The 24,117-nt window shown below is 38.0% G+C and carries 23 protein-coding genes; 19 read left to right on the top strand and 4 right to left on the bottom strand.

Annotated features, from left to right (window positions below; all coding sequences use genetic code 11):
• Nucleotides 1-37: 37 nt before the first annotated feature.
• The 3 genes from BM207_RS11360 to yihA are packed head-to-tail and all read right to left on the bottom strand — an operon-like array spanning nt 38 to nt 3,269.
• Nucleotides 38-1,744 (bottom strand): M3 family oligoendopeptidase, encoded by a 1,707-nt coding sequence (locus tag BM207_RS11360; RefSeq protein ID WP_090994099.1) that lies wholly within the window; start codon nt 1,742-1,744, stop codon nt 38-40.
• A 10-nt stretch (nt 1,745-1,754) separates the two neighbouring features.
• Nucleotides 1,755-2,609, bottom strand: a complete 855-nt coding sequence (locus BM207_RS11355) for a UbiA-like polyprenyltransferase (protein ID WP_090994097.1) — start codon at nt 2,607-2,609, stop codon at nt 1,755-1,757.
• Between the two features lie 27 nt (nt 2,610-2,636).
• Nucleotides 2,637-3,269, bottom strand: a complete 633-nt coding sequence (gene yihA, locus BM207_RS11350) for a ribosome biogenesis GTP-binding protein YihA/YsxC (RefSeq protein WP_090994095.1) — start codon at nt 3,267-3,269, stop codon at nt 2,637-2,639.
• A gap of 173 nt (nt 3,270-3,442) precedes the next feature.
• Between yihA and ubiE the strand changes: the two genes are divergently transcribed.
• From ubiE to BM207_RS11280, 14 genes are all read left to right on the top strand, one after another.
• Nucleotides 3,443-4,174: a bifunctional demethylmenaquinone methyltransferase/2-methoxy-6-polyprenyl-1,4-benzoquinol methylase UbiE gene (gene ubiE / locus BM207_RS11345; protein ID WP_090994093.1), complete on the top strand. Its 732-nt coding sequence runs from the start codon at nt 3,443-3,445 to the stop codon at nt 4,172-4,174.
• Entirely contained in the window at nt 4,175-4,897 is a 723-nt protein-coding gene (gene porT, locus BM207_RS11340) for a type IX secretion/gliding motility protein PorT/SprT (protein WP_090994091.1), read from the top strand.
• A 47-nt stretch (nt 4,898-4,944) separates the two neighbouring features.
• A complete protein-coding gene (locus BM207_RS11335) occupies nt 4,945-5,703 on the top strand; it encodes an SDR family NAD(P)-dependent oxidoreductase (RefSeq protein WP_090994089.1) in 759 nt (252 codons plus the stop codon).
• 2 nt (nt 5,704-5,705) lie between these two features.
• Complete coding sequence (locus tag BM207_RS11330; RefSeq protein ID WP_090994085.1) at nt 5,706-6,155, top strand: GatB/YqeY domain-containing protein; 450 nt, start codon at nt 5,706-5,708, stop codon at nt 6,153-6,155.
• Nucleotides 6,156-6,239: 84 nt separating this feature from the next.
• A complete protein-coding gene (locus BM207_RS11325) occupies nt 6,240-7,004 on the top strand; it encodes an alpha/beta fold hydrolase (protein ID WP_090994083.1) in 765 nt (254 codons plus the stop codon).
• Nucleotides 7,004-7,666, top strand: coding sequence for a CBS domain-containing protein (locus BM207_RS11320; protein WP_090994081.1), 663 nt, complete (start codon nt 7,004-7,006; stop codon nt 7,664-7,666). Before BM207_RS11325 ends, BM207_RS11320 begins: the two co-directional genes overlap by 1 nt.
• A gap of 7 nt (nt 7,667-7,673) precedes the next feature.
• A complete protein-coding gene (locus BM207_RS11315) occupies nt 7,674-8,555 on the top strand; it encodes an NAD kinase (protein ID WP_090994079.1) in 882 nt (293 codons plus the stop codon).
• A gap of 1 nt (nt 8,556) precedes the next feature.
• Nucleotides 8,557-9,381 (top strand): type IX secretion system protein PorG, encoded by an 825-nt coding sequence (porG, locus tag BM207_RS11310; RefSeq protein ID WP_090994077.1) that lies wholly within the window; start codon nt 8,557-8,559, stop codon nt 9,379-9,381.
• A 17-nt stretch (nt 9,382-9,398) separates the two neighbouring features.
• Nucleotides 9,399-10,139 carry an isoprenyl transferase gene (locus BM207_RS11305; RefSeq protein WP_090994075.1) on the top strand — a complete coding sequence of 247 codons (741 nt, stop codon included), beginning with the start codon at nt 9,399-9,401 and terminating at the stop codon, nt 10,137-10,139.
• A 63-nt stretch (nt 10,140-10,202) separates the two neighbouring features.
• Nucleotides 10,203-12,755, top strand: a complete 2,553-nt coding sequence (locus tag BM207_RS11300) for a BamA/OMP85 family outer membrane protein (protein ID WP_090994073.1) — start codon at nt 10,203-10,205, stop codon at nt 12,753-12,755.
• Between the two features lie 14 nt (nt 12,756-12,769).
• Complete coding sequence (locus BM207_RS11295; protein ID WP_090994072.1) at nt 12,770-13,300, top strand: OmpH/Skp family outer membrane protein; 531 nt, start codon at nt 12,770-12,772, stop codon at nt 13,298-13,300.
• Nucleotides 13,301-13,350: 50 nt separating this feature from the next.
• On the top strand, nt 13,351-13,968 hold the full coding sequence (locus BM207_RS11290) for an OmpH/Skp family outer membrane protein (RefSeq protein WP_090994070.1): 618 nt from the start codon (nt 13,351-13,353) through the stop codon (nt 13,966-13,968).
• Between the two features lie 87 nt (nt 13,969-14,055).
• Nucleotides 14,056-14,898 carry a glutamate racemase gene (gene murI / locus BM207_RS11285; RefSeq protein WP_090994068.1) on the top strand — a complete coding sequence of 281 codons (843 nt, stop codon included), beginning with the start codon at nt 14,056-14,058 and terminating at the stop codon, nt 14,896-14,898.
• 102 nt (nt 14,899-15,000) lie between these two features.
• Nucleotides 15,001-16,902, top strand: coding sequence for an amidophosphoribosyltransferase (locus BM207_RS11280; RefSeq protein WP_090994066.1), 1,902 nt, complete (start codon nt 15,001-15,003; stop codon nt 16,900-16,902).
• 168 nt (nt 16,903-17,070) lie between these two features.
• Here BM207_RS11280 and BM207_RS11275 read toward each other — a convergent pair whose 3' ends face one another.
• Nucleotides 17,071-17,694: a LysE family translocator gene (locus tag BM207_RS11275; RefSeq protein ID WP_090994064.1), complete on the bottom strand. Its 624-nt coding sequence runs from the start codon at nt 17,692-17,694 to the stop codon at nt 17,071-17,073.
• Nucleotides 17,695-17,916: 222 nt separating this feature from the next.
• On the opposite strand from BM207_RS11275, the gene BM207_RS11270 reads away from it, so the two are divergent.
• The 5 genes from BM207_RS11270 (at nt 17,917) to BM207_RS11250 (ending at nt 24,109) form a co-directional block, all read left to right on the top strand.
• Nucleotides 17,917-19,347, top strand: a complete 1,431-nt coding sequence (locus BM207_RS11270; RefSeq protein ID WP_090994062.1) for a sugar MFS transporter — start codon at nt 17,917-17,919, stop codon at nt 19,345-19,347.
• A gap of 59 nt (nt 19,348-19,406) precedes the next feature.
• On the top strand, nt 19,407-20,711 hold the full coding sequence (locus tag BM207_RS11265) for a sugar MFS transporter (RefSeq protein ID WP_245768084.1): 1,305 nt from the start codon (nt 19,407-19,409) through the stop codon (nt 20,709-20,711).
• Between the two features lie 22 nt (nt 20,712-20,733).
• Nucleotides 20,734-21,159, top strand: a complete 426-nt coding sequence (locus BM207_RS11260; RefSeq protein ID WP_394332972.1) for a deoxycytidylate deaminase — start codon at nt 20,734-20,736, stop codon at nt 21,157-21,159.
• A gap of 69 nt (nt 21,160-21,228) precedes the next feature.
• Nucleotides 21,229-22,755, top strand: a complete 1,527-nt coding sequence (gene guaA / locus BM207_RS11255) for a glutamine-hydrolyzing GMP synthase (RefSeq protein ID WP_090994058.1) — start codon at nt 21,229-21,231, stop codon at nt 22,753-22,755.
• A gap of 118 nt (nt 22,756-22,873) precedes the next feature.
• Nucleotides 22,874-24,109, top strand: coding sequence for an ABC transporter substrate-binding protein (locus BM207_RS11250; RefSeq protein ID WP_090994420.1), 1,236 nt, complete (start codon nt 22,874-22,876; stop codon nt 24,107-24,109).
• Nucleotides 24,110-24,117 lie beyond the last annotated feature (8 nt).

Below are 24,117 nucleotides of genomic sequence, written 5' to 3'. Positions count from 1 at the left end.
TTATTTTTTGCTAATTTATTAATTTAAGTGGTAATTGCTATCCCAATTTCTCCAATTCTTCTTTTACAAACGCTGCCAATTCTTTCACATACTCCGCGCTAAAGTCAAATTTGATGCCGGCAGTCTCGTAAATCTCATTCATTGGTTTGGTGTAACCTAAAGCAAGGGCAGCTAAATATTGATCAAGTGCTTGTTCTGGGTTTTCCTTGTAATTTTTCCAAACGGCAATGGCCCCTAGCTGTGCAATGGCATATTCAATATAATAGAATGGAACTTCGAAAAGATGTAATTGTTTTTGCCAAAGATTTCCGAATTGCTGCTCAAAGCCCTCCCAATTTGCAAAGCCTGCCCCAAATCTACTGTAAATTTGTTTAAAGGCAATCTCTCTATCGGCCGAATTATGATCAGGGTTAGTATAAATCCAGTGCTGGAACTGATCAATAACCGCCACCCATGGCAATGTTTTTAATACATCAACCAGCTGCTCTTTCTTAGCGCGGATTAAATCTTCTTCTTTATCGAAATAGATATTCCAATTGTCCATAGAGATTAACTCCATGCTCATGGACGCTAATTCTGCCACTTCAGAAGGACAATGTTTAAAGTCGTTCAAGGCCAAGTTAGCCGTTAAAAAAGTATGCACTGCATGGCCACCTTCGTGCACCATGGTCGTTAAATCTCTTAAAGAGTTTGCAGAATTCATGAAAATAAAAGGCGCTCCGGTTTCGGCAAGTGGATAATTATATCCGCCGGGTGCTTTGCCCATTCTACTTTCTACGTCGAACAGGTTGTTAGCCTTCATAATGGCTAATTTCTCGCCTAAAACTGGACTAATTGCTGTAAAACAGTCAATGCTTTTGTCAATTAACTCCTGGCCGCTCGCAAATGGTTTCAAGGCAGGTTTGCCCGTAGTACTAACCTCCATATCCCATGGTTTTAGGGTAGTTAAACCTAGGGCGTCTGCTCTTTTCTCTGCCTGCTCCTTTAAAACAGGAACAATTTCCTGCTCAATAGCCACGGCAAAATCATAACAATCTTTAGCGTCATAATCAAACCGGCCCAATGCCTGGAACATATAGTCGCGATAGTTCTCAAAGCCCGCATTTAAAGCAACTTTATGTCGCATCGCAATTAGCTCATCAAACAAAATGTTTAATTCATCTTTATCGGCTAAACGGCGTTGCTGGATTGTTTCCCAGGCGTTTTGTCTAACGCTGCGGTCGGTGTCCTTTAAAAAGTTTGCAGCTTGCTCTAAAGTGTATTCCTGATCGTTAATTTTTACGCTCATTGCTCCGGTAATACTTTGATATTTCTGCTGGGCCACCTGCAACTGTGTAAAAAGCTCAATGTTTTCTTCACGGTACAACTCTAAAGCTTTTTTAACCGCACGTATGTAAACAAAGTATTTGTCTTGGTCCAATTCATCTATAAACGGACTTTCACTAAATTTTTTGTTCAGTTCATTGCCAATCGGTGAGATTTTAGGTTCAATTTCTGTAGCGAAATACTGGAAATCTTTTACTAACTGTTCGTTGGCCGTATCACAGCTCATCTTAATGTACCGCCATGCAAAGTCTTCTTCAAGGGCAGCTTCGAATTCACTTTTATCTTTTAACCACTGTTCCAGATCACCAACATTGTTGATTTCCCTTTTCAGTAATTCGTCTAGAATGGGCGATAAGCTTTCCCATTCAATTTTAAGGTCTTGAGGGATATAGGTTCTTTGTTTTTTTTGAATAATCATTGTTATATCTTTAATTTCTTATAAACGCATCTACCAAAAAGCAGATTGCAAATATCACAGAAGCATAGCCATTCGTGGTTGCAAATGCCCGGTCTACCTTGCTTATATCATTTGGCTTAACCAGCAAGTGCTGATAAATGAGCATGCTGCAAAAGAATGCAATGCCAATATAGTAAACCCAGCTAAAACTTGTGTAGAACAACGGCAATATAACGCATATAGCGGATAAAACGTGTAATACGACCGATAATCTTAAAGCATTTTTGATGCCCATTGTCGCTGGAATGGAATGGAGGTTTTCCTCCCTATCAAAACCTTCATCTTGCAGGGCGTAAATAATATCAAACCCACTTACCCAAAACAGCACGGCAAAAGAGTAAAACAAGGGCACGATATTAAAATGTCCTGTTACCGCAATGTAGGCGCCAATAGGGGCAAGGGATAAGCCTAATCCCAAAACCAAATGGCAAAGCGCAGTAAAGCGTTTGGTGTAGCTGTAAAATAACACGACAAACAGTGCCACCGGCGATAAATAAAAACAAAGTGGATTGATAAATGCTGTGGCTGCTATAAAGAGTACACAGTTAACGATCACGAACAGGAGGGCCTCATTTGCCGAAACCTTACCCGCCGGAATATCTCGCATGAGGGTACGTGGGTTCTTGGCATCAATGTTCCGGTCAAGGTACCTGTTAAATGCCATGGCCGCATTTCGGGCAAATACCATGCACAAAATTACTAAAGCCAATAAATACCAATTAAAAGGATTCGAAGTGGTAGTAACGCCTAAAAAAAAGCCAATCAAGGCAAAAGGCATCGCAAATATGGAGTGTGCAAAAAGAACAAGGGAGAAATATTTTTTCATTACTGCTTAGAAATTAAACGCCAGACTTCAGACTTTTGACTCAGGACTGGTAAAAACCGGCATCACAAAATCTTCATTTACTGCTTGGACGAATTGTAAAACCTGCTCTCTACCCTGGCCTTTTTCTGCCGAGGTGATAAAGAATGGCGGTACTTCTTCAAACCATCCTAACAGTGCTTTGTTAAACTTCGCTACATTTTGATCCGTTTTTGGAGCAGACTGCTTGTCGGCCTTGGTATAAACCAATGCAAATGGAATTTGACACTCACCCAGCCATGAGCAAAACTCCAGATCAATTTTTTGAGGCTCTAATCTGCTGTCTATCAATACGAAAACACACTGTAAACTTTCCCTCTTGGTAAGATAGTTCCTGATAAATTTTTCCCACTTTTCTCTGCTGCTTTTCGAAACTTTAGCATAACCATAACCCGGTAAATCTACAATATACCATTTTTCGTTCACTAAAAAATGATTGATGAGTTGTGTTTTTCCTGGCCGTTGAGAGGTTTTAGCCAAACCTTGTTGGTTCACCAACATATTAATTAACGAAGATTTGCCAACATTAGAACGGCCAATAAAGGCATACTCCGGCATATTTGGTAAGGGCAAAGCCGATACTTTGGTATTGCTTACAACGAATGTGGCTGATTTTATGATCATGACGCAAAGGTAAGGAATTTTGTTACTTTCACGAAGGAACCACTTACCTACTACTTACCTACTACTTAGTTACTACTTACCTACTACTTAGCTAGGCCTTTGAAAAAACTATAAAAATCACTTTTGAGCTAAGCGCTTGTTGGCAATGAAGATTAACCCTATCTTTACCGCCAATGACAAACCAGCACGTAACCCCTTACCAAACAGCAAATAGTAAAAAAGAACAAGTTGCCGAAATGTTCAATAATATTTCTGGTACTTACGACTTCCTAAATCACTTTCTTTCCTTGGGTATTGACATCATCTGGCGACGAAAAGCCATTAAAGAATTGAAAGCAATACAACCTCAAATAATGCTGGACGTAGCCACTGGAACGGGTGATTTCGCATTCGAATCGATCAAAATATTAAAACCTAAAAAAATAATTGGGGTAGACATTTCTGAAGGAATGTTGGCGGTAGCACAAAAAAAAATTGCGGAGCGTAATTTAGCAGGGGTGTTCGCTGTACAACTGGGGGACTCTGAAGGGTTAAATTTCGAAGATCATACTTTCGATGCCATCACGGTAGCATTTGGCGTTAGAAATTATCAGAATCTTGAAAAGGGCTTGTCGGATATGTTGAGAGTGTTAAAGCCAAATGGCAAAATTGTGATTTTAGAATTTTCTAAACCTAAAGCTTTTCCTATTAAACAACTGTATAATTTCTATTTTAAATATATTACACCTTTTTTTGGCAGATTATTTTCAAAAGATAAACAAGCCTACACTTATTTACCAGAATCTGTGGCAGCTTTCCCTGATGGAAAAACCTTTACCGCATTAATGGAAAAAGTGGGCTACAAAAATACCAAACACCGCTCTTTAACGTTTGGAATAAGTGCAATTTATACCGGTATCAAATAGATGAAGAAATTAACACTCCTTTTTATTGTTTTGCTTTGTGCTACAAAAGTTGTAAATGCTCAAAATTGGGCAGGAGGTATAGATGATGGCTCCTACAATTGGGGCTATACTTTTCAATATATATCGGCAGAATATAAAATTTGGAAGAATCCTAATTGGAGAGATCCCTATTCGGACGCTAATGATGATCCGAGAAGTTTTAATTCCATCTCCTCTAAGCCCACCCCTGGCTTTGCGATAGGTTTTGTGGCCAATGGCAAAATTACCAATAATGTGGACGGACGTTTTACTCCTACGTTAGTGTTTAGTGATCGAATTATGGATTATACCTATGCGGGCAGTGATGAAATCGTTTCAAAAAAAACACAAGCTACCATGATTGATATGCCGCTAAGTTTGAAGCTTAAATCTAATAGGTTGATGAATTTCAGGGCTTATGTGTTAGGCGGACTTAAATATTCGGTCGACATGGCTTCCAAGAAAAAGCAAAGTAACATCGATATACTAGACGAACAGGAAAAGAATCTTAGAAATAAAAGAAACTTTCTTTCTTATGAAGCAGGAGCAGGCATGGATTTCTATTTTCCTTTTTTTAAGATGTCTACAGAAGTAAAAGTGTCCCATTCATTTAAAGACATTATAATTCACGAAAATACCGTTTTTGCCAACCCAATCGAAAAGGCAAAGCTTAGGCATTTTACATTCAGTTTATTTTTCGAGTAAATCTGCTCCAAAAAATTTACCTTTGCCTATCGTAATATCGATAGCATATGACTAAAACTGCTTTAATCACAGGAGCCAGCTCTGGTATAGGTAAAGCCTGTGCACACACTTTTGCTGAACAAGGTTATCATTTAATTTTAGTAGGTCGGAGAGCAGCATTGCTGGAGCAACTGGCTGACCAATTAAAAACCAGCCATACTATAGAAGTAAAAGTGCTTCAGGTGGATGTGAGAGATAAAGAAGAATTAACCTATAAACTTGGAACCTTATCTCCCCAATGGAAGAAGGTAGATGTTTTAATAAATAATGCAGGCTTGAGCCAAGGCTTGGATCCAATAGACAAGGGAAATACAGACGATTGGGATACCATGATCGATACAAACATTAAAGGCTTATTATATGTTACTAAAATTGTATCGACCTGGATGGTGGAGCGCAAAAAAGGACATATCATTAATATTGGCTCAATTGCCGGGAAAGAGGTATATGCCAATGGTAATGTATATTGCGCTACAAAACATGCGGTTGATGCGTTAAATAAAGCGATGCGCATTGATTTGCTGCCCCATGGCATCAAAGTAACGGGGATTCATCCAGGGGCAGTAGAAACGGAGTTTTCTATTGTGCGCTTTAAAGGAGATGAAGCAAGGGCAAAAAAAGTATATGATGGATTTGAGCCCTTAGTTGCGCAAGATATTGCAGAGGCTATTTGGTTTGCGGTAAGCAGGCCGGCACACGTTAATGTCAATGATATGCTGATTATGCCAACTGCGCAAGCAAATGGAAATTTGATTAAAAGAGATTAGAAATGATAGCAAATACCATAGACCAAGAAATAAAACAAGCCATGTTAGCCAAAGATCAAGCTAAGCTAAGAGGTTTGAGAGCCATAAAAGCAGCGATTTTGCTTGCTAAAACAGAGAAAGGACAAGCAGAGGAGCTTACAGAAGAAGCTGAGCTGAAAATCTTGCAACGTTTGGTAAAACAGCGTAAAGAATCGGCAACGATTTATAAAGATCAAGGCAGGGAAGATTTGTTTGCGGTGGAGCAAGAAGAGATTGATGTCATTAACCAATTTTTACCTCAACAGTTAGACAGTGACGCCATTGCAGCAGTAGTAGCAAGGATTATAGCAGAAACAGGGGCGTCTTCTATCAAAGAAATGGGAAAGGTAATGGGAATAGCAAATAAGGAGCTTGCGGGCAAAGCTGATGGAAAATTAATCGGAGAGTTGGTAAAAGCTCAGTTGGGAGCCTAACTCCATACTAAAAAAAAACAAATAATTGCTTTAATTTAATTTTACTCTATTAACTTAGTAGCATAACCACACATAATTATATATATGAAGTACGAAGTTATAGAAGAGGATGGGTTTAAATACATCGAGGCGGGTACCGGTCAAACCCTCGTGTTACTTCATGGATTAATGGGAGAGTTAAGTAACTGGGAGCCTGCATTAGATCATTTCCAGAAAAATTATCATGTGGTGGTTCCGATCTTGCCGATATACGATTTACCCCTGCTTACACTGGGTGTAAAAAGTTTGTCTAAATACGTTCACCGGTTCTTAAAATATAGAAAACTAAACCAGGTTGTTTTAATCGGTAATTCACTTGGAGGGCATGTGGGACTAGTGTTTACAGCTGCTCATCAGGAATTTGTGAAGGCATTAGTACTTACCGGAAGTTCCGGCTTATATGAAAATGCTTTTGGCGGCTCTTTTCCAAGAAGAGAAAGCTACGACTATATAAGAGAGAAGGTAGAATATACTTTTTACGACCCTGCTACGGCCACCAAAGAATTGGTAGACGAGGTTTTTAAGTCAGTAAATGACAGGTCCCGGGTAATTCGGATATTAGCGCTGGCAAAATCGGCCATTCGCCATAATATGTCGAAAGAATTATCGAGAATAACGATTCCAGTATCATTAATATGGGGTAAACAGGATAAAATTACCCCGCCAGAAGTAGCAGTTGAATTTCACGAATTATTGCCTAATTCTGAGTTAAATTGGGTAGATCAATGTGGCCATGCGCCGATGATGGAGCGGCCGGAAATTTTTAATGATTATCTGGATAAATTTTTAAATAGAATATTACTGAAATAATGTTAGCAATAGAGCTCATATCGAATGTAATCCCCCCTCTTAAAACATCTGACACAGTTCGGAAGGCCTTGGAGCGGATGAGTGAGTTTAAGCTCTATCACTTGCCAATTGTAAATGAAACTCAATTTTTAGGATTGGTTTCGGAAGACGAGCTGGTTGAGGTAAGAGATCAGGAAACTCCACTAGGCGGTTTATCCTTAGCCATCCATAATCCCTTTGTCTTCGATAGCGCTCACGTTTACGATATTATCAGGTTGTTCAATGAACTGCAGTTATCTATCGTCCCCGTACTGGATGCAAAAAATAATTATTTAGGTCTGGTTTCTATCCATAATCTACTCCATTGCACAGCAGAAATGTATGCTGTGAAGGAGCCTGGGGGTATTATTGTGCTTTCCATCAACAATAGAAATAATTCTTTGGCCCACATGGCTCAAATAGTAGAGGCTGATAATGCACAGATACTTTCTTCCTATGTGAGTTCTTTCCCCGATTCAACACGCCTCGAGGTTACTTTAAAGATCAATAAATCCGAGCTTTCGGGGATCATTGCTTCATTTGAACGCTATGAATACGAAGTGAAGGCAGTTTTTAATCAAACTCAATCTGATAATGGTACAGCAGATCGGTTCAATTCATTCATGAATTATTTAAACGTATAAAAGCTGGATGAAGATAGCAATTTACGGTAGAGAATTTAACGACAGCGTTTTGCCTTTTGTTCAGGAAGTGTTTGATGCGCTTACAGAACACCATATTACCATCTTGGTTTATCAGAAATTTAATCATTTCATCAAGAAAAAAATCACACTGCCAGAAACGGTAACTGTATTTGCCAATCACCAGGAACTGGTAGACCATGCCGATGTTTTGTTGAGTCTGGGCGGCGATGGTACCATGCTGGATACACTTTCGCTGATCAGAAATTCTGAAATTCCAGTGATCGGAATAAATTTCGGACGGTTGGGCTTTTTGGCCAGTATCAATAAAAACGAAATCAGGAAAGCGATAGAAGCCCTGGTAAAGGGTGAATATTCGTTAGATAAAAGAATCGTGCTCAATTTGGAATCTAAGAGCGAACTGTTCGGACAAGAAAACTTTGCCTTAAACGATATTACTATCCATAGAAGAGATAATTCGGCGATGATGATTATTCATGCCTACATGAATGGAGAATTCATTAACTCTTATTGGGCTGACGGATTAATTATCGCTACGCCGACAGGTTCAACAGCTTATTCGCTTAGTTGTGGCGGACCAATCATATTGCCTAATGCTCAGAATTTTGTAATTACACCCATTGCCCCACATAACTTGAATGTTAGGCCTATTATTGTTCCAGACGATGTGTCTTTGACATTTGAAATTGAAGCTAGAAGTACAAAGTTCCTCGTTTCATGCGATTCTAGAACAGAAACAGTTGATAGATCAGTTAAGGTAACCGTTAATAAGGCAAATTTCTACGTTAATTTAATCAGACTTAACAATGAAAGTTATTTAACTACGTTAAGGAATAAATTACTTTGGGGGATTGACACCCGGAACTATTAAAATGCAGTATAAAAAAATAATTCTTTCCTTTTTTATTTTAATCAGCGCTCAAAAGTTTATATACGCCCAACGAGCGGAGATAGGAGTTAATATGGGTGGGACTGGGTATATTGGCGAATTTAATCAGTTTAATCCAGTAAAAATCAGTGGCGTCAACGCAGGTATATTCGCGAAAATTAATATTGATCCATATTGGGGGGTGGGTATACACTACAATTATGGTAAAATAAAAGGCGATGATGCGCGGTCAAATAATGATGAATTGAGAAATCGGAATTTGAATTTTAAGACCTCACTCAATGAAATTGCATTTATTGGAAGCTTGAATTTCTTTGATATGTATTCTCCCGGAAGCCGGAAGCGATTTAGCCCTTACTTATTTGCAGGAGTTGGTGGAGTTATCTTTGAACCTACAACAATTCGTTTAGAGGACAAAATCAAGTTAAGAGAGTACAATACAGAAGGGCTTCCAAAACAATATCGTAACTATGCAATGACGATTCCTTATGGAGCAGGGGTTAAGTACAAGAAAAACGAGAATATTACGCTGTTTGCGCAAATAGGATATCGAACAACCTTTACCGATTACCTGGATGATGTGAGCGGGAAATATCCAGACCCTTCACAATGGAATAGTACCAATTCTTTTAATGTAGGCATTAGTCAAGAATTATCAGATCGCTCAAGAGAGCTGCCGACAAGTGGAGGCAGCTATTTATATCGCCCTGGAGATCAAAGAGGTGATTTTAGAAAAAGAGATACTTATGTATTTGTAAATATTGGGATATCTTATACCTTTGTGAGCCCAAAATGTTTTACTTTTTAGGGTACGATTAAACGTTAATGGGATATAAAGAACAAATAGACATCAATCGTTTGCCAGTACACATTGCCATTATCATGGATGGTAACGGTCGCTGGGCAAAAAATCAAGGTAAATTTAGAGTATTTGGACATGAAAGCGGCGTGCTTTCGGTGAAAGATATTGTAGAAGGCTGTGTTGATATTGGAATCAAATATCTCACGGTATATGCCTTTTCGGCAGAAAATTGGAACAGACCAATTGATGAAGTAAATGCTTTAATGGAACTGCTGATCTCTACCATCAACAATGAAGCAGAAACACTGAATAAAAACAATGTCCGTCTAAATGCCATTGGGGATCTAAAATCATTACCCCAGAAATGTATCGATGATTTAGCCAATGTAATGGAAATTACTTCTAAAAACACCAAATGCACCTTAACATTAGCATTAAGCTACAGCGCAAAATGGGAAATTATAGAGGCAGCCAAGAAACTAATCACCCAAGTACAATCACAAGAAATTAATTTAGAAGATATTAATGAAGAGGTTTTTGCAGCCCAACTCACTACTCATCATATCCCTGATCCAGAATTAATGATCCGTACCAGTGGTGAACATAGGGTAAGTAATTTTTTGCTCTGGCAAATTGCTTATACCGAATTATATTTTACCGAAACCTTATGGCCCGACTTTAGAAGAGAAGATCTTTTTGAAGCCATTGTAGATTTCCAAAAACGCGAACGTCGCTTCGGGAAAATTAGTGAACAATTGAACTAATTTTACTTTTAACACTTTTTAACATGTGTTTAAACTAACTTAGCAACGTTTTTTAGATTGTAAATGAAAAGAATATACCAACTCCTATTTTTGTTATTGATTGGCTTTCCAGCACTAGCACAAATCCGTACTCAAGCTCCTGCAAGACCTAGCTTAACCGTTAATGGTTTAGATTTAGATTATTTTAATCCGAAAGAATATATCATTGGTGGCACAACTTTAAGTGGTAGTAAGTATACTGACAAAGAAGTAATCATCATTCTCTCAAAGTTAACAAGAGGTGAGACAATTACACTTCCAGGTGAAGCTACTGCAAATGCAATTAAAAATTTATGGCTTCAGGGCTTATTTGATGATGTTAAATTAAATATCTCCAAAATTGTCTCTGACACTGTGTATTTTGATATTGAAGTTGTGGAGCGTCCTCGCTTGACAGCGTTTGAGTTTATTGGAGTTACCAAATCCCAGAAGACAGATATCGCCGAGAGATTACAGGATAAAGCTGGGAAGACAATCATCAATGATAATTTGTACAATACTACGAAGGCCATTATTAATAAGTATTTGCTAGATAAGGGTTACTTTTTTACCACGATAGATTTTAAATCTAAACCAGATACCAACCAAGAAAACAGTGTGATTTTGCAAGTGTTGATAGATAAAGGTAAACGAGTTAAAGTTCATGAAATTAATTTTACTGGCAACAAAGATTTTAAGTCAGCAAAACTGAGAAAGTTCCTTAAAAAAACTAAGCAGCAGGCTTTTTATAAAGTTTTTGGTAGTGGTAAATTTAACAAAGAAAAGTACGAAGAAGATAAAGTAAAACTAATTGCGAAAATGCAAGAGAACGGCTATAGGGAAGCCGCAATCTTAAAGGATAGTATTTATAGGTACAATGATAAATCTATCGGCATTGATATTGATTTGCACGAAGGGCCTAAATATTATTTCGGTAACATTACCTGGGTTGGTAATGCAAAATATACGACCGAATTTTTAGAGAAAGTATTTGGAATTGAAAAAGGACAGTTATTTAGTGAAGAAAAATTAGAAGCTAAATTACGAGGCAGTGCCAATGGAGATGATGTTTCTAGTGTATATTTAAATGATGGATATTTAACATTTAATATAGATCCGGTTCAAACTAAGATCTATAATGATACAGTAGACATTGAAATGAGGATTTATGAAGGTCCTCAGTATACGAACAATAAGATTTCAGTTGTAGGAAATACGATCACGAATGACAGGGTAGTATTGCGTAATGTATATACTAAACCTGGCGAGAAATTTTCTAAAGAGCTTTTGGTGAGAAGTATTCGTGAAATTGGTCAGCTAGGCAACTTTGATGAGTCAAAAACTAATCCGATTCCAAAGCCTAATGCAGCGGATGGAACGGTAGATATTGAGTATCACGTTGAAGAAAAGCCGTCAGATCAGGTTGAACTATCTGGAGGTTTCGGCGGCGGCAGGGTAATAGGTACCTTAGGTTTAACATTCAATAACTTCTCTTTAAGAAATATATTTAATGGGGAAGCCTATAAACCACTGCCTAAAGGAGATGGACAAAAACTAAGCTTGCGCGGACAAACGAATGGTAAGTTTTACCAATCTTACAGTTTCTCTTTCTCTGAACCTTGGTTTGGAGGTAAAAAACCGGTTAGTTTTGGTCTGAGTGCGTTTACTTCCTTACAATCAAACGGTTTATCTGCGAGCTCTAGCGACTTTCAGAAGATTCGTTTGAATGGGGTTTCGGTTAGTTTAGGTAGAAAACTGAAATGGCCGGATAATTGGTTCTCGTTATCACATGCTGTGAATTTAAATCAGTATGTATTAAATAACTACCCTGGTTACTTATTTAGTACAGGTACCTCTTATAACTTGAACTTAACGCAAGAAATTGCAAGGGATTCGAGAAATCACAATATTTTCCCTACCGGTGGTGCTTATCTTAAATTTACCATCCAAGCTACACCTCCTTACTCATTACTTAACAATGTAAACTATGCAATAGCTTCAGATAAACTGCGTTATAAGTTTACCGAGTACCATAAATGGAAATTTGAATCGCAATGGTTCCAAACTATAGCGACTTTAGGAAGTAAACAGCTGGTGCTAAAAGCGCAAGCGCAATTTGGATTTTTAGGTTCTTATAATAATGCAGTTGGTCAATCGGCATTTGAGCGCTTTAAATTAGGAGGTGATGGTATGCAGGGGTTTGACTTTTTACAGGGATCTGAATTGATAGCGATGCGTGGTTATTCAAATAACTCAGTAGTTCCATTAGGTGCCAATACAACAATAGCCCAAAGTTCAGGTAGTCCGATTTTTACCAAGTATGTGATCGAATTAAGATATCCAGTAATTAGCAGTCAGCAAGCCACAGCTTTTTTAACTACTTTCGCTGAAGGTGGAAATACCTGGAACAAATTCAGTGACTATAATCCATTTAACATCAGAAGATCTATTGGTGTTGGAGCGAAAATATTTTTACCGATATTTGGATTGCTTGGAATTGATTACGGATATGGATTTGATAAAATACCTGGTATTCCTGACGCTAATAAAGGTCAGTTCCACTTTAGTATTGCGCAACAAATTGGTGGCTTTAATTAATAGAATATATCGAGATGAAGAAACTTATTTTTTTTAGCTTTTTACTTCTAATAGGATTAGGAGCATCGGCACAAAAATTTGCTTATGTAGATACTGAATATATTTTGAAACATTTACCAGAATATAAATCTTCGTTAAACCAAATTGACGGGATGTCTCAGCAATATCAAAAGCAGGTTGATGAGAGTTTTATGGAGATAGATAAAATGTACAAGTCATATCAAGCAGATCAGGTTTTATTAACCGACGAAATGCGTAAAAGAAGAGAGAATGATATCATTGAAAAGGAGAAAAAAGCAAAAGAATTGCAACGGTTGAAGTTTGGCCCCGATGGAGAGCTTTTTCAGCTACGGGCAAAATTGCTTAAACCTATTCAGGAGAAAATCGCTACCATAATCAGCGAAACTGCCAAAAGCAAATTCATAGATTTTGTTTTTGATAAAAGTAGTGAATCCACAATGATGATTTATGCAAGTAGCAATTATGATATTAGCAATGATGTTATTACAAGATTGGGTTATAAACCTGGTACTTTGGTAAAATAGAAATCAAACACACAATAAATTATAAAACAACAATTAAGTAAAATAAAAAGATGAGAAAGTTAATTAACGTATTTTTTGTGGCGGCTGCATTAATGCTTACTGCTAACATCGCAAATGCACAACAAAAATTTGGTCACCTTAACTCTGACGACCTTTATGATGCGATGCCTGAAGCTAAAACTGCTCAAGCAACGTTGGAGACATTGGCGAAGACCAGGCAGACTGAGATCGAGAAAATGGTGTCTGAGTATCAAACAAAACTAAAAGCTGCTCAGGATAAGGAGAAAGTTGCGCAAGAGAAACAAAGAAATATCAGTGAGGCAAATAGAGACGTAATCACTAAAGAACTGGATGTTTTAGCTAAAGAATTGCAAGCGGCTGGCCAAGATCTTCAGGATTTTCAAAAAAGAATTGAAGATGCCAAAGCAAAAGCAGATAAAGATCTTCGCGACAAACAAAGTGAATTATTTCCTGCAGTAAGTAAAAAATTGTCGACTGCAATTGCTGCAGTTGCTAAAGAAAAAGGAATTGCTTATGTTTTTGATTTATCTGCTCAACAAGGCTTTAATAATATACTTTATGCTGATGGCGGTGAAGATTTAACAGCTGCTGTTAAAACAAAATTGGGAATTAGCACAACTGCAAGTACTCCAGCTAAAAAGAACTAATTAGCGATAATTTAATATCTTTAGCGGAATTGAGTGATAACTCAATTCCGCTTTTTTATGCTTCTTAACCATTCAACTTTTTCGATGATGAAAAACAGTGCTCCAATAGGGATTTTCGACTCAGGTTTTGGAGGTTTAACAGTCTTTAAAGCGATTGCAGATAAGCTGCCGAACTACGATTATATTTATTTAGGAGATAACGCGCGGTCGCCCTATGGAGACCACTCATTTGAAACAGTTTATCAATACACCCGAGAATGTGTAATGTGGCTATTTGAGCGGGGTTGTGAACTCGTAATCCTAGCCTGTAACACCGCGTCTGCTAAGGCCCTTAGAAATATTCAGCAGTTAGATCTCCCTAAAAACTATCCTGATCGGCGAGTGTTAGGCGTAATCAGACCAACTGCAGAAGTGATTGGTAATTATACCAGCCGGCATCATATTGGAATAATGGGGACCCGTGGTACGATCAATTCGAATTCTTACCCCATAGAAATCAACCATTTTTTTCCGAACACCAAAGTTCATCAGCAGAGTTGCCCCATATGGGTACCACTGATCGAGAATGGTGAGCATTTACAACCGGGTGCCGATTATTTTGTGGCCAAATATGTTCATCAATTAATGGAGCAATCGCCTGAGATCGATTGCATTTTATTAGCCTGCACGCACTACCCACTCCTTATTCCTAAGCTTGAAAAAATCCTCCCCGATACTGTTAAACTGCTATCCCAGGGCGAGATTGTGGCTAACAGCTTAGCTGATTATTTAACAAGGCATCCAGAAATGGAACATAGCTTGGCAAGAAATGCTCGGAGGGAGTTCTATACCTCGGGAGATGTTACGAGCTTCAACCAACACGCCACCGTTTTTTTAGGCGAGGATATCTCAGCCAAACCGACTTACGAACTCGGCAACTCAAGTCGGTAAATGAAAAATAACAATGAGATGATGTTTGTTGTAAATTTCCTTTCATTTCTTTTTAGGTTTTAAATTTTTAAAAGGGTAAATTTGCGGCTCAATCATCAATCAATGAGTGATCAGATCAAGCACGAATGCGGGATAGCCTTTATCCGCCTCTTAAAACCGCTGTCATACTATCAAGAAAAGTACGGTACTGCTCTTTACGGACTTAACAAATTATATTTGTTAATGGAAAAACAGCACAATCGTGGTCAGGATGGCGCTGGTATTGCAACCATTAAACTCGATATGAAGCCTGGATCTAGGTACATTAGTCGTTATCGCTCTATGGCCCAGAATGCAGTTGCTGATATTTTTGGGTATGTACAGAACAAATTTGTCGACATACAAAATGAAACCCCAGAGTTGATGAAGGACACGGAATGGCTGAAACAAAACGTGAGCTTTATTGGCGAGGTTTTATTAGGCCATTTGCGTTATGGTACCCATGGTAAGAACAGCATCGAGAATTGCCATCCTTTTTTAAGGCAAAATAACTGGATGACTAGGAATTTGGTGATTGCCGGTAATTTTAACATGACCAATGTTGACGAGTTGTTGGAACAATTATATGAACTCGGCCAGCATCCCAAAGAAAAGGCAGATACCGTTACCGTGCTTGAAAAAATAGGACACTTTCTGGATGACGAAAACCAGGAGCTGTTTGATGACTATAAGAAAGAAGGATTAAGCAATGTTGATATTACCCATAAAATTTCGGATAATCTGAATATCGCCAATATTCTTCGCCGTTCGGCAAAAAACTGGGATGGGGGTTATACGATTTCAGGTATTGTGGGGAACGGGGATGCATTTGTATTACGTGATCCCTCCGGTATTCGCCCGGCGTTTTATTATGCCGACGACGAGATTGTAGTGGCTGCCTCAGAGCGTCCTGCTATCCAGACTGCATTTAATGTTCAGCTTAAACAGGTAAAGGAAATTGAACCTGGGCATGCCTTAATTGTTAAAAAAGACGGAACGGTTACCCAGGAAATGTACCGTGAGCCGACGGAGAAGAGAGCTTGCTCGTTTGAAAGGATTTATTTTTCTAGAGGCAGTGATGCCGATATCTATAAAGAGCGGAAAAAACTAGGACATTTATTAATTCCTCAAGTTTTGTCGGCCGTTAAGAGCGATTTAAAAAATACCGTATTCTCTTTTATCCCAAATACTGCCGAAGTTTCATTTTACGGAATGGTTGAAGGTTTGCATGAACATGTGAGAGGTGTACAAAAGGATACTTTGTTAAACCGTAAAGACCAGTTAAATGATGCCGAACTTGAAGAATTATTGTCGATGGCTCCAAGAGTTGAGAAGTTAGCCATTAAGGACGTAAAATTAAGGACATTTATCACGGCTGATGCTGATAGGGGAGAAATGGTGGCTCATGTTTATGATACCACCTATGGCGTGATAAAAAATCATACGGACACCTTGGTTGCGGTAGATGATTCGATTGTAAGGGGAACCACGCTAAAACAAAGCATCATAAAAATCATCGACAGGCTACATCCAAAGAAAATTATTATAGTTTCCTCTGCTCCTCAGATTCGCTATCCGGATTGCTATGGCATTGATATGTCGAAAATGGGGCAGTTTGTTGCTTTTGATGCCGCTATACAGCTTTTGAAAGAGCGCGGAATGGAAAATGTTATTGAAGATGTTTACCAGAAATGTAAAGCTTCTCTATTATTGCCTAAAGAGGAGATTGTTAATTATGTAAAGGATATTTATCGTCCTTTCAAGCAGCAGGAGATTTCTGATCAAATTGCTAAAATCATTACCCCTTCAGGAACGGTTGCCGAAGTTGAAGTTATTTATCAAACGCTGGATAATTTACATATTGCTTGCCCTAACCACACCGGAGATTGGTATTTCTCTGGAAATTACCCAACCCCGGGAGGTAATAAAGTTGTAAATAAAGCCTTTGTAAACTGGAAAGAAGGAAATAATCAGCGAGCTTATTAAGCATTAACTTTTCGATGATCATCATCGGAAGCTTCTCCGTCATAGGAAGCTTCCCCTTCATCGGGAGCTTCTCCTTGATTGAGAGGCCTCCCCGTCATTGCGAGGCACGAAGCAATCTAATCGCCAGCTTGCTTCGTACCTCGCAATGACGATTATACAACAATAACCTTAATAAAACTGGTTGTATGTTTTAAACACCAACCACAATGCAAACAATATAATAATTACACCTGCTACTTTATTTAAGGTTTTGAGCGCACTTTCTTTTATCCTATAACGTAGTTTACTCGAGTAGTAGCTCTTCAAACCATCTATGGTTAATTGTGTTCCCATCGCAATAAAGAAACAAAATAATTTTTCATCTAGTCTATTGTTCAGTTTAACTGAGATAATACTACTCACAATGATCCAAAACATCAATGTAGATGGGGTTAGGATGCACATCAGAAACCCCTTAATCAGATAACCGCGCTTGCTTACCTTTTGCAAGGTATTATTATCATAGTTGATGGCTACCGTCGCAAATAGATAATAGAGGCCAACAGCGAATAAAAATGCACCCCCTATAAAACCCACATATTTATCAAAACTCTCTTGGTATTCGAGAAACTGACTGCCAAAAAGTACAATTCCGATTAAAATAACATCACTAAAAATTACCCCAATTGCTAATGAAAATCCAGCCTTAAACCCTTTTTCTATACTCGTTTTAATCATAGAAAAAAAAACGGGACCAGTTAAAAATGAGGAAATTAGTCCAGCTCCCATACCCAATAAAATCGCTTCAAACATTAGCCTTCTATATTTTTTATGCTAATATGCGATTTTTAAAGCTAAAAATGGGTCATTTTCTTAATTGTTGTAGCAAGTTTTTCAGTAAAAATCTCCTTATATACGTTGTTCTGACGTTTATTTAAATGATGCTCGTGTAAAAATTACACTTTAGTAAGCGATATATTTTATTTATGTTTAACGAACTAAATTTAAATAGACTAAACAATTACTAAATCTTAAATGGAACAAAATTCACAAACCAAATGGGGTCAGTTTATTCCCTTGGTAACCGTATTCTTTTTTTGGGGATTCGTAGCAGCAAGTAATGATATACTTATACCTGTTTTTAAGGAGGCATTTACACTATCTCAATTTGAAAGTCAGTTAGTATCATTTGCTTTTTATATCGCATATACTGTAGGATCGCTTATTTACATTGGCATTTCAGCAATGATGAAAACGGATTTAATCAATAAAATTGGGTATAAAAATAGTTTGGCTCTGGGATTAGGAATTTCTGCGCTGGGAACTCTTTTGTTTTACCCAGCTGCAAATAATGGTTCATTTCCTTTGATGTTGTCTGGTTTGTTTATTGTGGCCTTAGGGTTTTCTTTGCAGCAAACTGTTGCAAATCCACTGGCAATTGCGTTGGGGCCAATTAAAACAGGCTCACAAAGATTAACTCTAGCAGGAGGTATAAACAATTTTGGTACAACGATAGGACCCCTCATAGTAAGCTTTGCTATTTTTGGTACCGCCACCAGTGGTGATACAACACTCGACATTCAAAGTGTTAAAATTCCCTATTTAATTTTAGGTGCTGCATTTCTAGTTGTAGCTATCCTTTTAAAATTCTCATCGCTGCCAGACAGACCGACTTTAATAGAAGTAGAAGAAAAGGGTGGTACTCAACGGGGTTCTGCTTTAAAATATCCACAATTGGTATTGGGAATGATCGCCATATTTGTTTATGTAGGTGTCGAGGTATCAACGGCAAGTAATCTGCCAGAATACATGATAAAGAATTTAGGCTTCTCCACAAAAGATATTGCACCTTACATCTCTTTATATTGGGCAAGTATGATGATTGGCCGTTGGACCGGGGCTGTTGAGGCTTTCACAGAAAACATTAGCTTGCAGAAGGTTTTGAGGTTTATTGCCCCATATTTGGCATTTGGAATTTTCTTACTTGTTAATGCTATAGCAAAACATGATCTAGCACCTTTTTATGTGTATGCTGCCATAATTCTAGTATTAATAATTGCAGATATGGCAAGTAAAGGGAATCCTGCCCGCATGTTACTTATCTTTTCGGGTGTAGGTATTTTAGCTTTACTTGTCGGTATGTTTACAGAGGGAATGGTAAGCGTATATGCATTTACAAGCGTTGGATTATTTTGCAGTACCTTATGGCCATGCATATTTACCTTAGCAGTAAGTGGATTAGGTAAAAATACAAGTCAAGGTAGTAGTTTCCTGATTATGATGATTATGGGAGGAGCTATTATCAGTCCGTTACAAGGTCTGGTTGCCGAGTCTATAGGCATCCAATATAGTTACGTGGTGGGTATTGTGTGTTTTGCATATTTAGTATTTTATGCAGTCAAAGCAAGCAGCATACTCAAAGCGCAGGGGATTAGTTTCGATGAGAAAATATCAGGCGGCCATTAATATTATCAACCCATTTTTCAACTATAAAATTTTACTACATTTTTTTAAAAACAAACCTAATGTCTCAAACAACTAATCAAACTAACAAAACCGCATTTTTGCCAATGGTGATCTGCTGCGCTTTGTTTTTTATCTTCGGCTTTGTAACCTGGGCCAACGGAACGTTAATCCCCTTTCTAAAGTTGGCGCTAAATTTGGAAACAGACTTACAAGCTTTCTTTGTAACATTTGCCTCCTATATCGCCTATTTTTTCCTAGCCTTACCAAGTTCTTGGATTTTACGGAAAGTAGGCTTTAAAAACGGTTTGGTAATTGGAATGGTGGTGTTGGGTATTGGTTCTTTGATATTTATTCCAGCAGCCGATAATAGGAGTTATGGGTTGTTTTTGACAGGGATCTTTATTCAGGGATCTGCAATGGCATTGCTTCAAACTGCGGTAAATCCATATTTAAGTATTATTGGGCCAATTGATAGCGCTGCCTCCCGTATTTCTATTGCAGGATTATGTAATAAGGGTGCAGGCGTTATAGTTCCTATTATTTTTGGAGTGCTGTTTTTAAAAAATTCAGAAGAAGTAACGGCCAAGTTAAATGCAACTACAGATTTAGCACAAAAGAATGCAATTTTGGATGAGCTGTTGCAAAGAGTTCACACGCCTTACATTGCGCTAGCAGTTATTTTTGTTTTGTTTGCCATACTCATAAAGTTTGTGCATTTGCCAGACGTAAATGAAGATGGAGATGAAAGCGTTGTAGCTACAAAAGCAAATTCGTCAATCGCAAAATCTGCTAAAACAAGTATATTTCAGTACCCTCATCTGTTTTTAGGGGCTTTCGCTATTTTTTGCTGTGTAGCGGTAGAAGTTATGGCTGGAGACGGAATTACAACATATGGACGGGAATTAAATATCGATGCCGATATTTTACGTTTTTCAACCACCTTTACATTGTTCTGTATGTTGGTAGGCTATGTATTTGGTGTATTTGCAATTCCTCGCCTTATCTCTCAACAACTGGCTTTAAGATTATGTGCCATTTTCGGCGTAGTGTTAACAATTATATCTGCATTTACGGAGGGTTATGTATCTTATTACGCTGTAGCGCTGTTAGGATTAGCGAACTCGTTAATGTGGCCAGCCATATTTCCTCTGGGTATTAAAGGTTTGGGTAAATTTACAAAAACAGGCTCTGCAATTATGATTATGGGAATTGCCGGAGGCGCTTTAGTGCTACCAATTTACGGTTTCTTAAAAGATAAAATGCAAATTGATTTCCAGCATTCATTTTTAATAACCATGTTGCCAGCTTATTTATATATTATCTATTTCGCAATTAAAGGACATAAAGCGGGTACAAATGCCTAAACCAAGTTTTATTCAAATTTTTATGAATTTAGCATCCGAACTTGCGCTCCGATCACATTGTGTAAGAGCGCATGTTGGGGCGGTGCTAACAAAGGATACAAGAATTATATCAATTGGTTATAATGGTCCCCCAGCGGGAACACATAATTGTGATGAAGAGTGGCCAGAACATGGCTGTGACAGAGACAGTAAGGGAAGCTGTTCCTTAGCCTTGCATGCAGAAGAAAATGCTATTTTGTATGCGGTAAAGAATGGATCAAAAATTGGCGGCTCTACTTTATACACTACACTGTCTCCGTGTATTGCCTGTGCCCGACTTATTCTATCATCTGGCATAAAAAAGGTTTATTTTAAGGATTCGTATGCAGCCTACAAAGGATTATCAAGTGATGAAGGGGTTGATTTTTTAATCAGGTTTGGTGTGGAAGTAAAGCAGTATACTAATTAGTTAATTGGTTAATTAGCTAATTAGCAAATTAACTAATTAATTTTCGCTCTTTAATTCCTACCTTTGCGCATGCTAGAAAAAATCATCATCCTCGATTTTGGTTCGCAGTTTACTCAGCTTATTGCCCGTCGCGTTCGCGAACTTAATGTTTACTGTGAAATCCACCCATTTAACCATATTCCTGAATTAGATTCAACAGTAAAAGGAATCATATTATCCGGTAGCCCGTATTCTGTTCGTCAGGAAGATGCACCATTTGTTGATTTAGGTTTGTTTAAGGCATTCCCATTATTGGCAGTTTGTTATGGCGCACAATTTATAGCACAACAAAATGAGGGAGATGTTCAAGCATCAAATAGCAGAGAATACGGCAGAGCAAATTTAAGCCATGTAAATAATGCCAATAAGTTATTTAAAGGTATAAATATTGATTCTCAAGTGTGGATGAGCCACGGAGATACAATTAAGTATGTTCCAGATAACTTCGAAATTATTGCTAGTACTGCTGATGTGAAAGTAGCTGGTTACCAAGTGAAGGATACGAATACCTATGGGATCCAATTCCACCCAGAGGTTACCCATACGGTTGATGGGAAAATATTATTGGAAAATTTTCTGGTAGATATTTGTGGTTGCTCACAAGATTGGACAGCCGATGCCTTTGTGGAAACTACCATCGCCGAGTTGAAGGAAAAATTAGGGAATGACAAAGTAGTATTAGGATTATCGGGAGGTGTTGATTCGAGCGTGGCCGCCATTCTATTGCACAAGGCAATTGGAAAAAATTTACACTGTATTTTTGTTGATAATGGCTTGCTTAGGAAGGACGAATTTGAAAGCGTATTAGCACAATATAAAGATCTGGGATTAAACATTCGCGGCATCGATGCAAAAGATAGATTTTTGACTCAGTTAGCGGGTGTTAAAGATCCAGAATTAAAACGAAAAGCGATCGGTAGAGTTTTTATCGAGGTTTTTGATGATGCCGCACATGAGGTTAAAGACGTAGTATGGCTTGCACAAGGTACAATTTATCCAGATATAATTGAGTCGGTTTCTATAAAAGGACCGTCGGCAACTATAAAATCGCACCATAATGTAGGTGGACTACCAGATTTTATGAAACTCAAAATTGTGGAGCCATTAAATACGCTATTTAAGGATGAAGTAAGAAGGGTAGGGAAATCATTAGGAATAGAAAGTTTTATACTAGGCCGTCATCCTTTCCCGGGGCCAGGCTTAGCCATTCGTATTTTAGGTGATGTTACAGCAGAAAAAGTAGCCATCCTGCAAGAGGCAGATGCAATTTATATCAATAATTTAAAGGAAGCGGGCTTATACGATCAAGTGTGGCAAGCCGGCGCAATATTCTTACCCGTTCAATCTGTTGGGGTAATGGGCGATGAAAGAACGTATGAAAACGTTATATGTTTGAGAGCGGTAGAGTCTGTGGACGGTATGACCGCAGATTGGTGCCACTTACCTTATCCTGTACTGGCAAAAATCTCAAATGAAATCATCAATAAAGTTAGGGGTATTAACAGGGTGGTGTACGATATAAGTTCAAAACCACCTGCAACGATTGAGTGGGAATAGGTCGGAATCTTTAGTCCGTGGTCTAAAGTATAATTAATGAAACTAATTGAAACAATTAACTAAGTTAACCAGTTAACCATTAAGCTTTATGCGCTATGCTAACGTCAGACTAATGCCTATGGACTTAAAACTACGGATTACAGACTCAAGACTAAAACTATTGCTTTTTTTGGTAACAATCATCGCAGCCTGTTCTCCGAAGATCAGTACGGTTACAAAACCCCCTGTTAAAACGATTCCCAAGGAAAATAGTACTAGTTCACCTGCAAAACCTGTTCAAAGGTTTACGGAGGCAAGCATCTCACTATTAATACCTTTTAAGTTAAATCAAATAAATCTGGAAACCGCTACAAAGGCACAGATAGATCGCACCGACATGGCAATTGATTTTTATCAAGGTGTTAAAATGGGAATTGATTCAGCTGCTAGCTTTGGTTTAAATTTTAAAGTAAATGTGTATGATACAAAGGACGATAATACGCAGTTGATATCGTTAACAAAGAAGGACGATCTGATGAATAGTCATCTTGTTATTGGACCTGTTTTTCCTGAAGGAGTAAAGAATTTAACCAACTTCGCTATTCGCAACGATTTGCCCATTGTTTCTCCTCTAGCAGCTTCTAAACCAAGTGATTTTAGCAACCCAAAGCTGATCTCTATTGTAAGTTCTATCGATCAGCACGGTGAGAAGATCGCAGGATACATTGGGTCAAAGTTTCAGGCTGCCAATAGCATTGTTGTACTAATCAACCCAAAAAAGACAGAAGATGAAGAGTTTGCTACCCCGATAAAGACTTTCTTTAAACAAAAGTATCCTGCCCTGATTGTCCAGGAATTCACTTCGGCCTATGCGTTCGAAACGAGGATGGTTAAAGGCAAAAAGTATGCGGTTATTGTCTGTTCCTCTGACCCTGGTTTTGTGGGGCCGACGATTGATAAGTTGGCGAAAATAGCAAAGTTGAGGGCTCAAGACTATCAATTTCAACTCTTTGGACACCCAAATTGGATTAAACAAAATTATAATATTACCCAGCTGCAGGCTTTAAATACAGTTTTGAGCACGTCCTACATGATCAATTATAAGGATTCAAATGTTATTTCTTTCATCAAAAAATACCGCTTTAATTTCAACTTCGAACCCAGCGAGTACTCATTTAAAGGATTTGATATTGGTTTCTATTTTGGGAAGCTATTGGCCAAACATGGGAAGAATTATCTCGATTTCATGACCAAAGACAAATACAAAGGCCTGCATAATACTTTTAACTTTGGATATGATCCTCTCTATGGATATTATAATAAAGATTTAATGCTTTTAACTTATAAAAATCTTACTTTAAGTTTAATTAATTAAAAATCAAA

The organism is Pedobacter insulae, from assembly GCF_900113525.1.
GTDB lineage: Bacteria > Bacteroidota > Bacteroidia > Sphingobacteriales > Sphingobacteriaceae > Pedobacter > Pedobacter insulae.
This window is presented reverse-complemented; position numbering and strand designations above follow the sequence as displayed.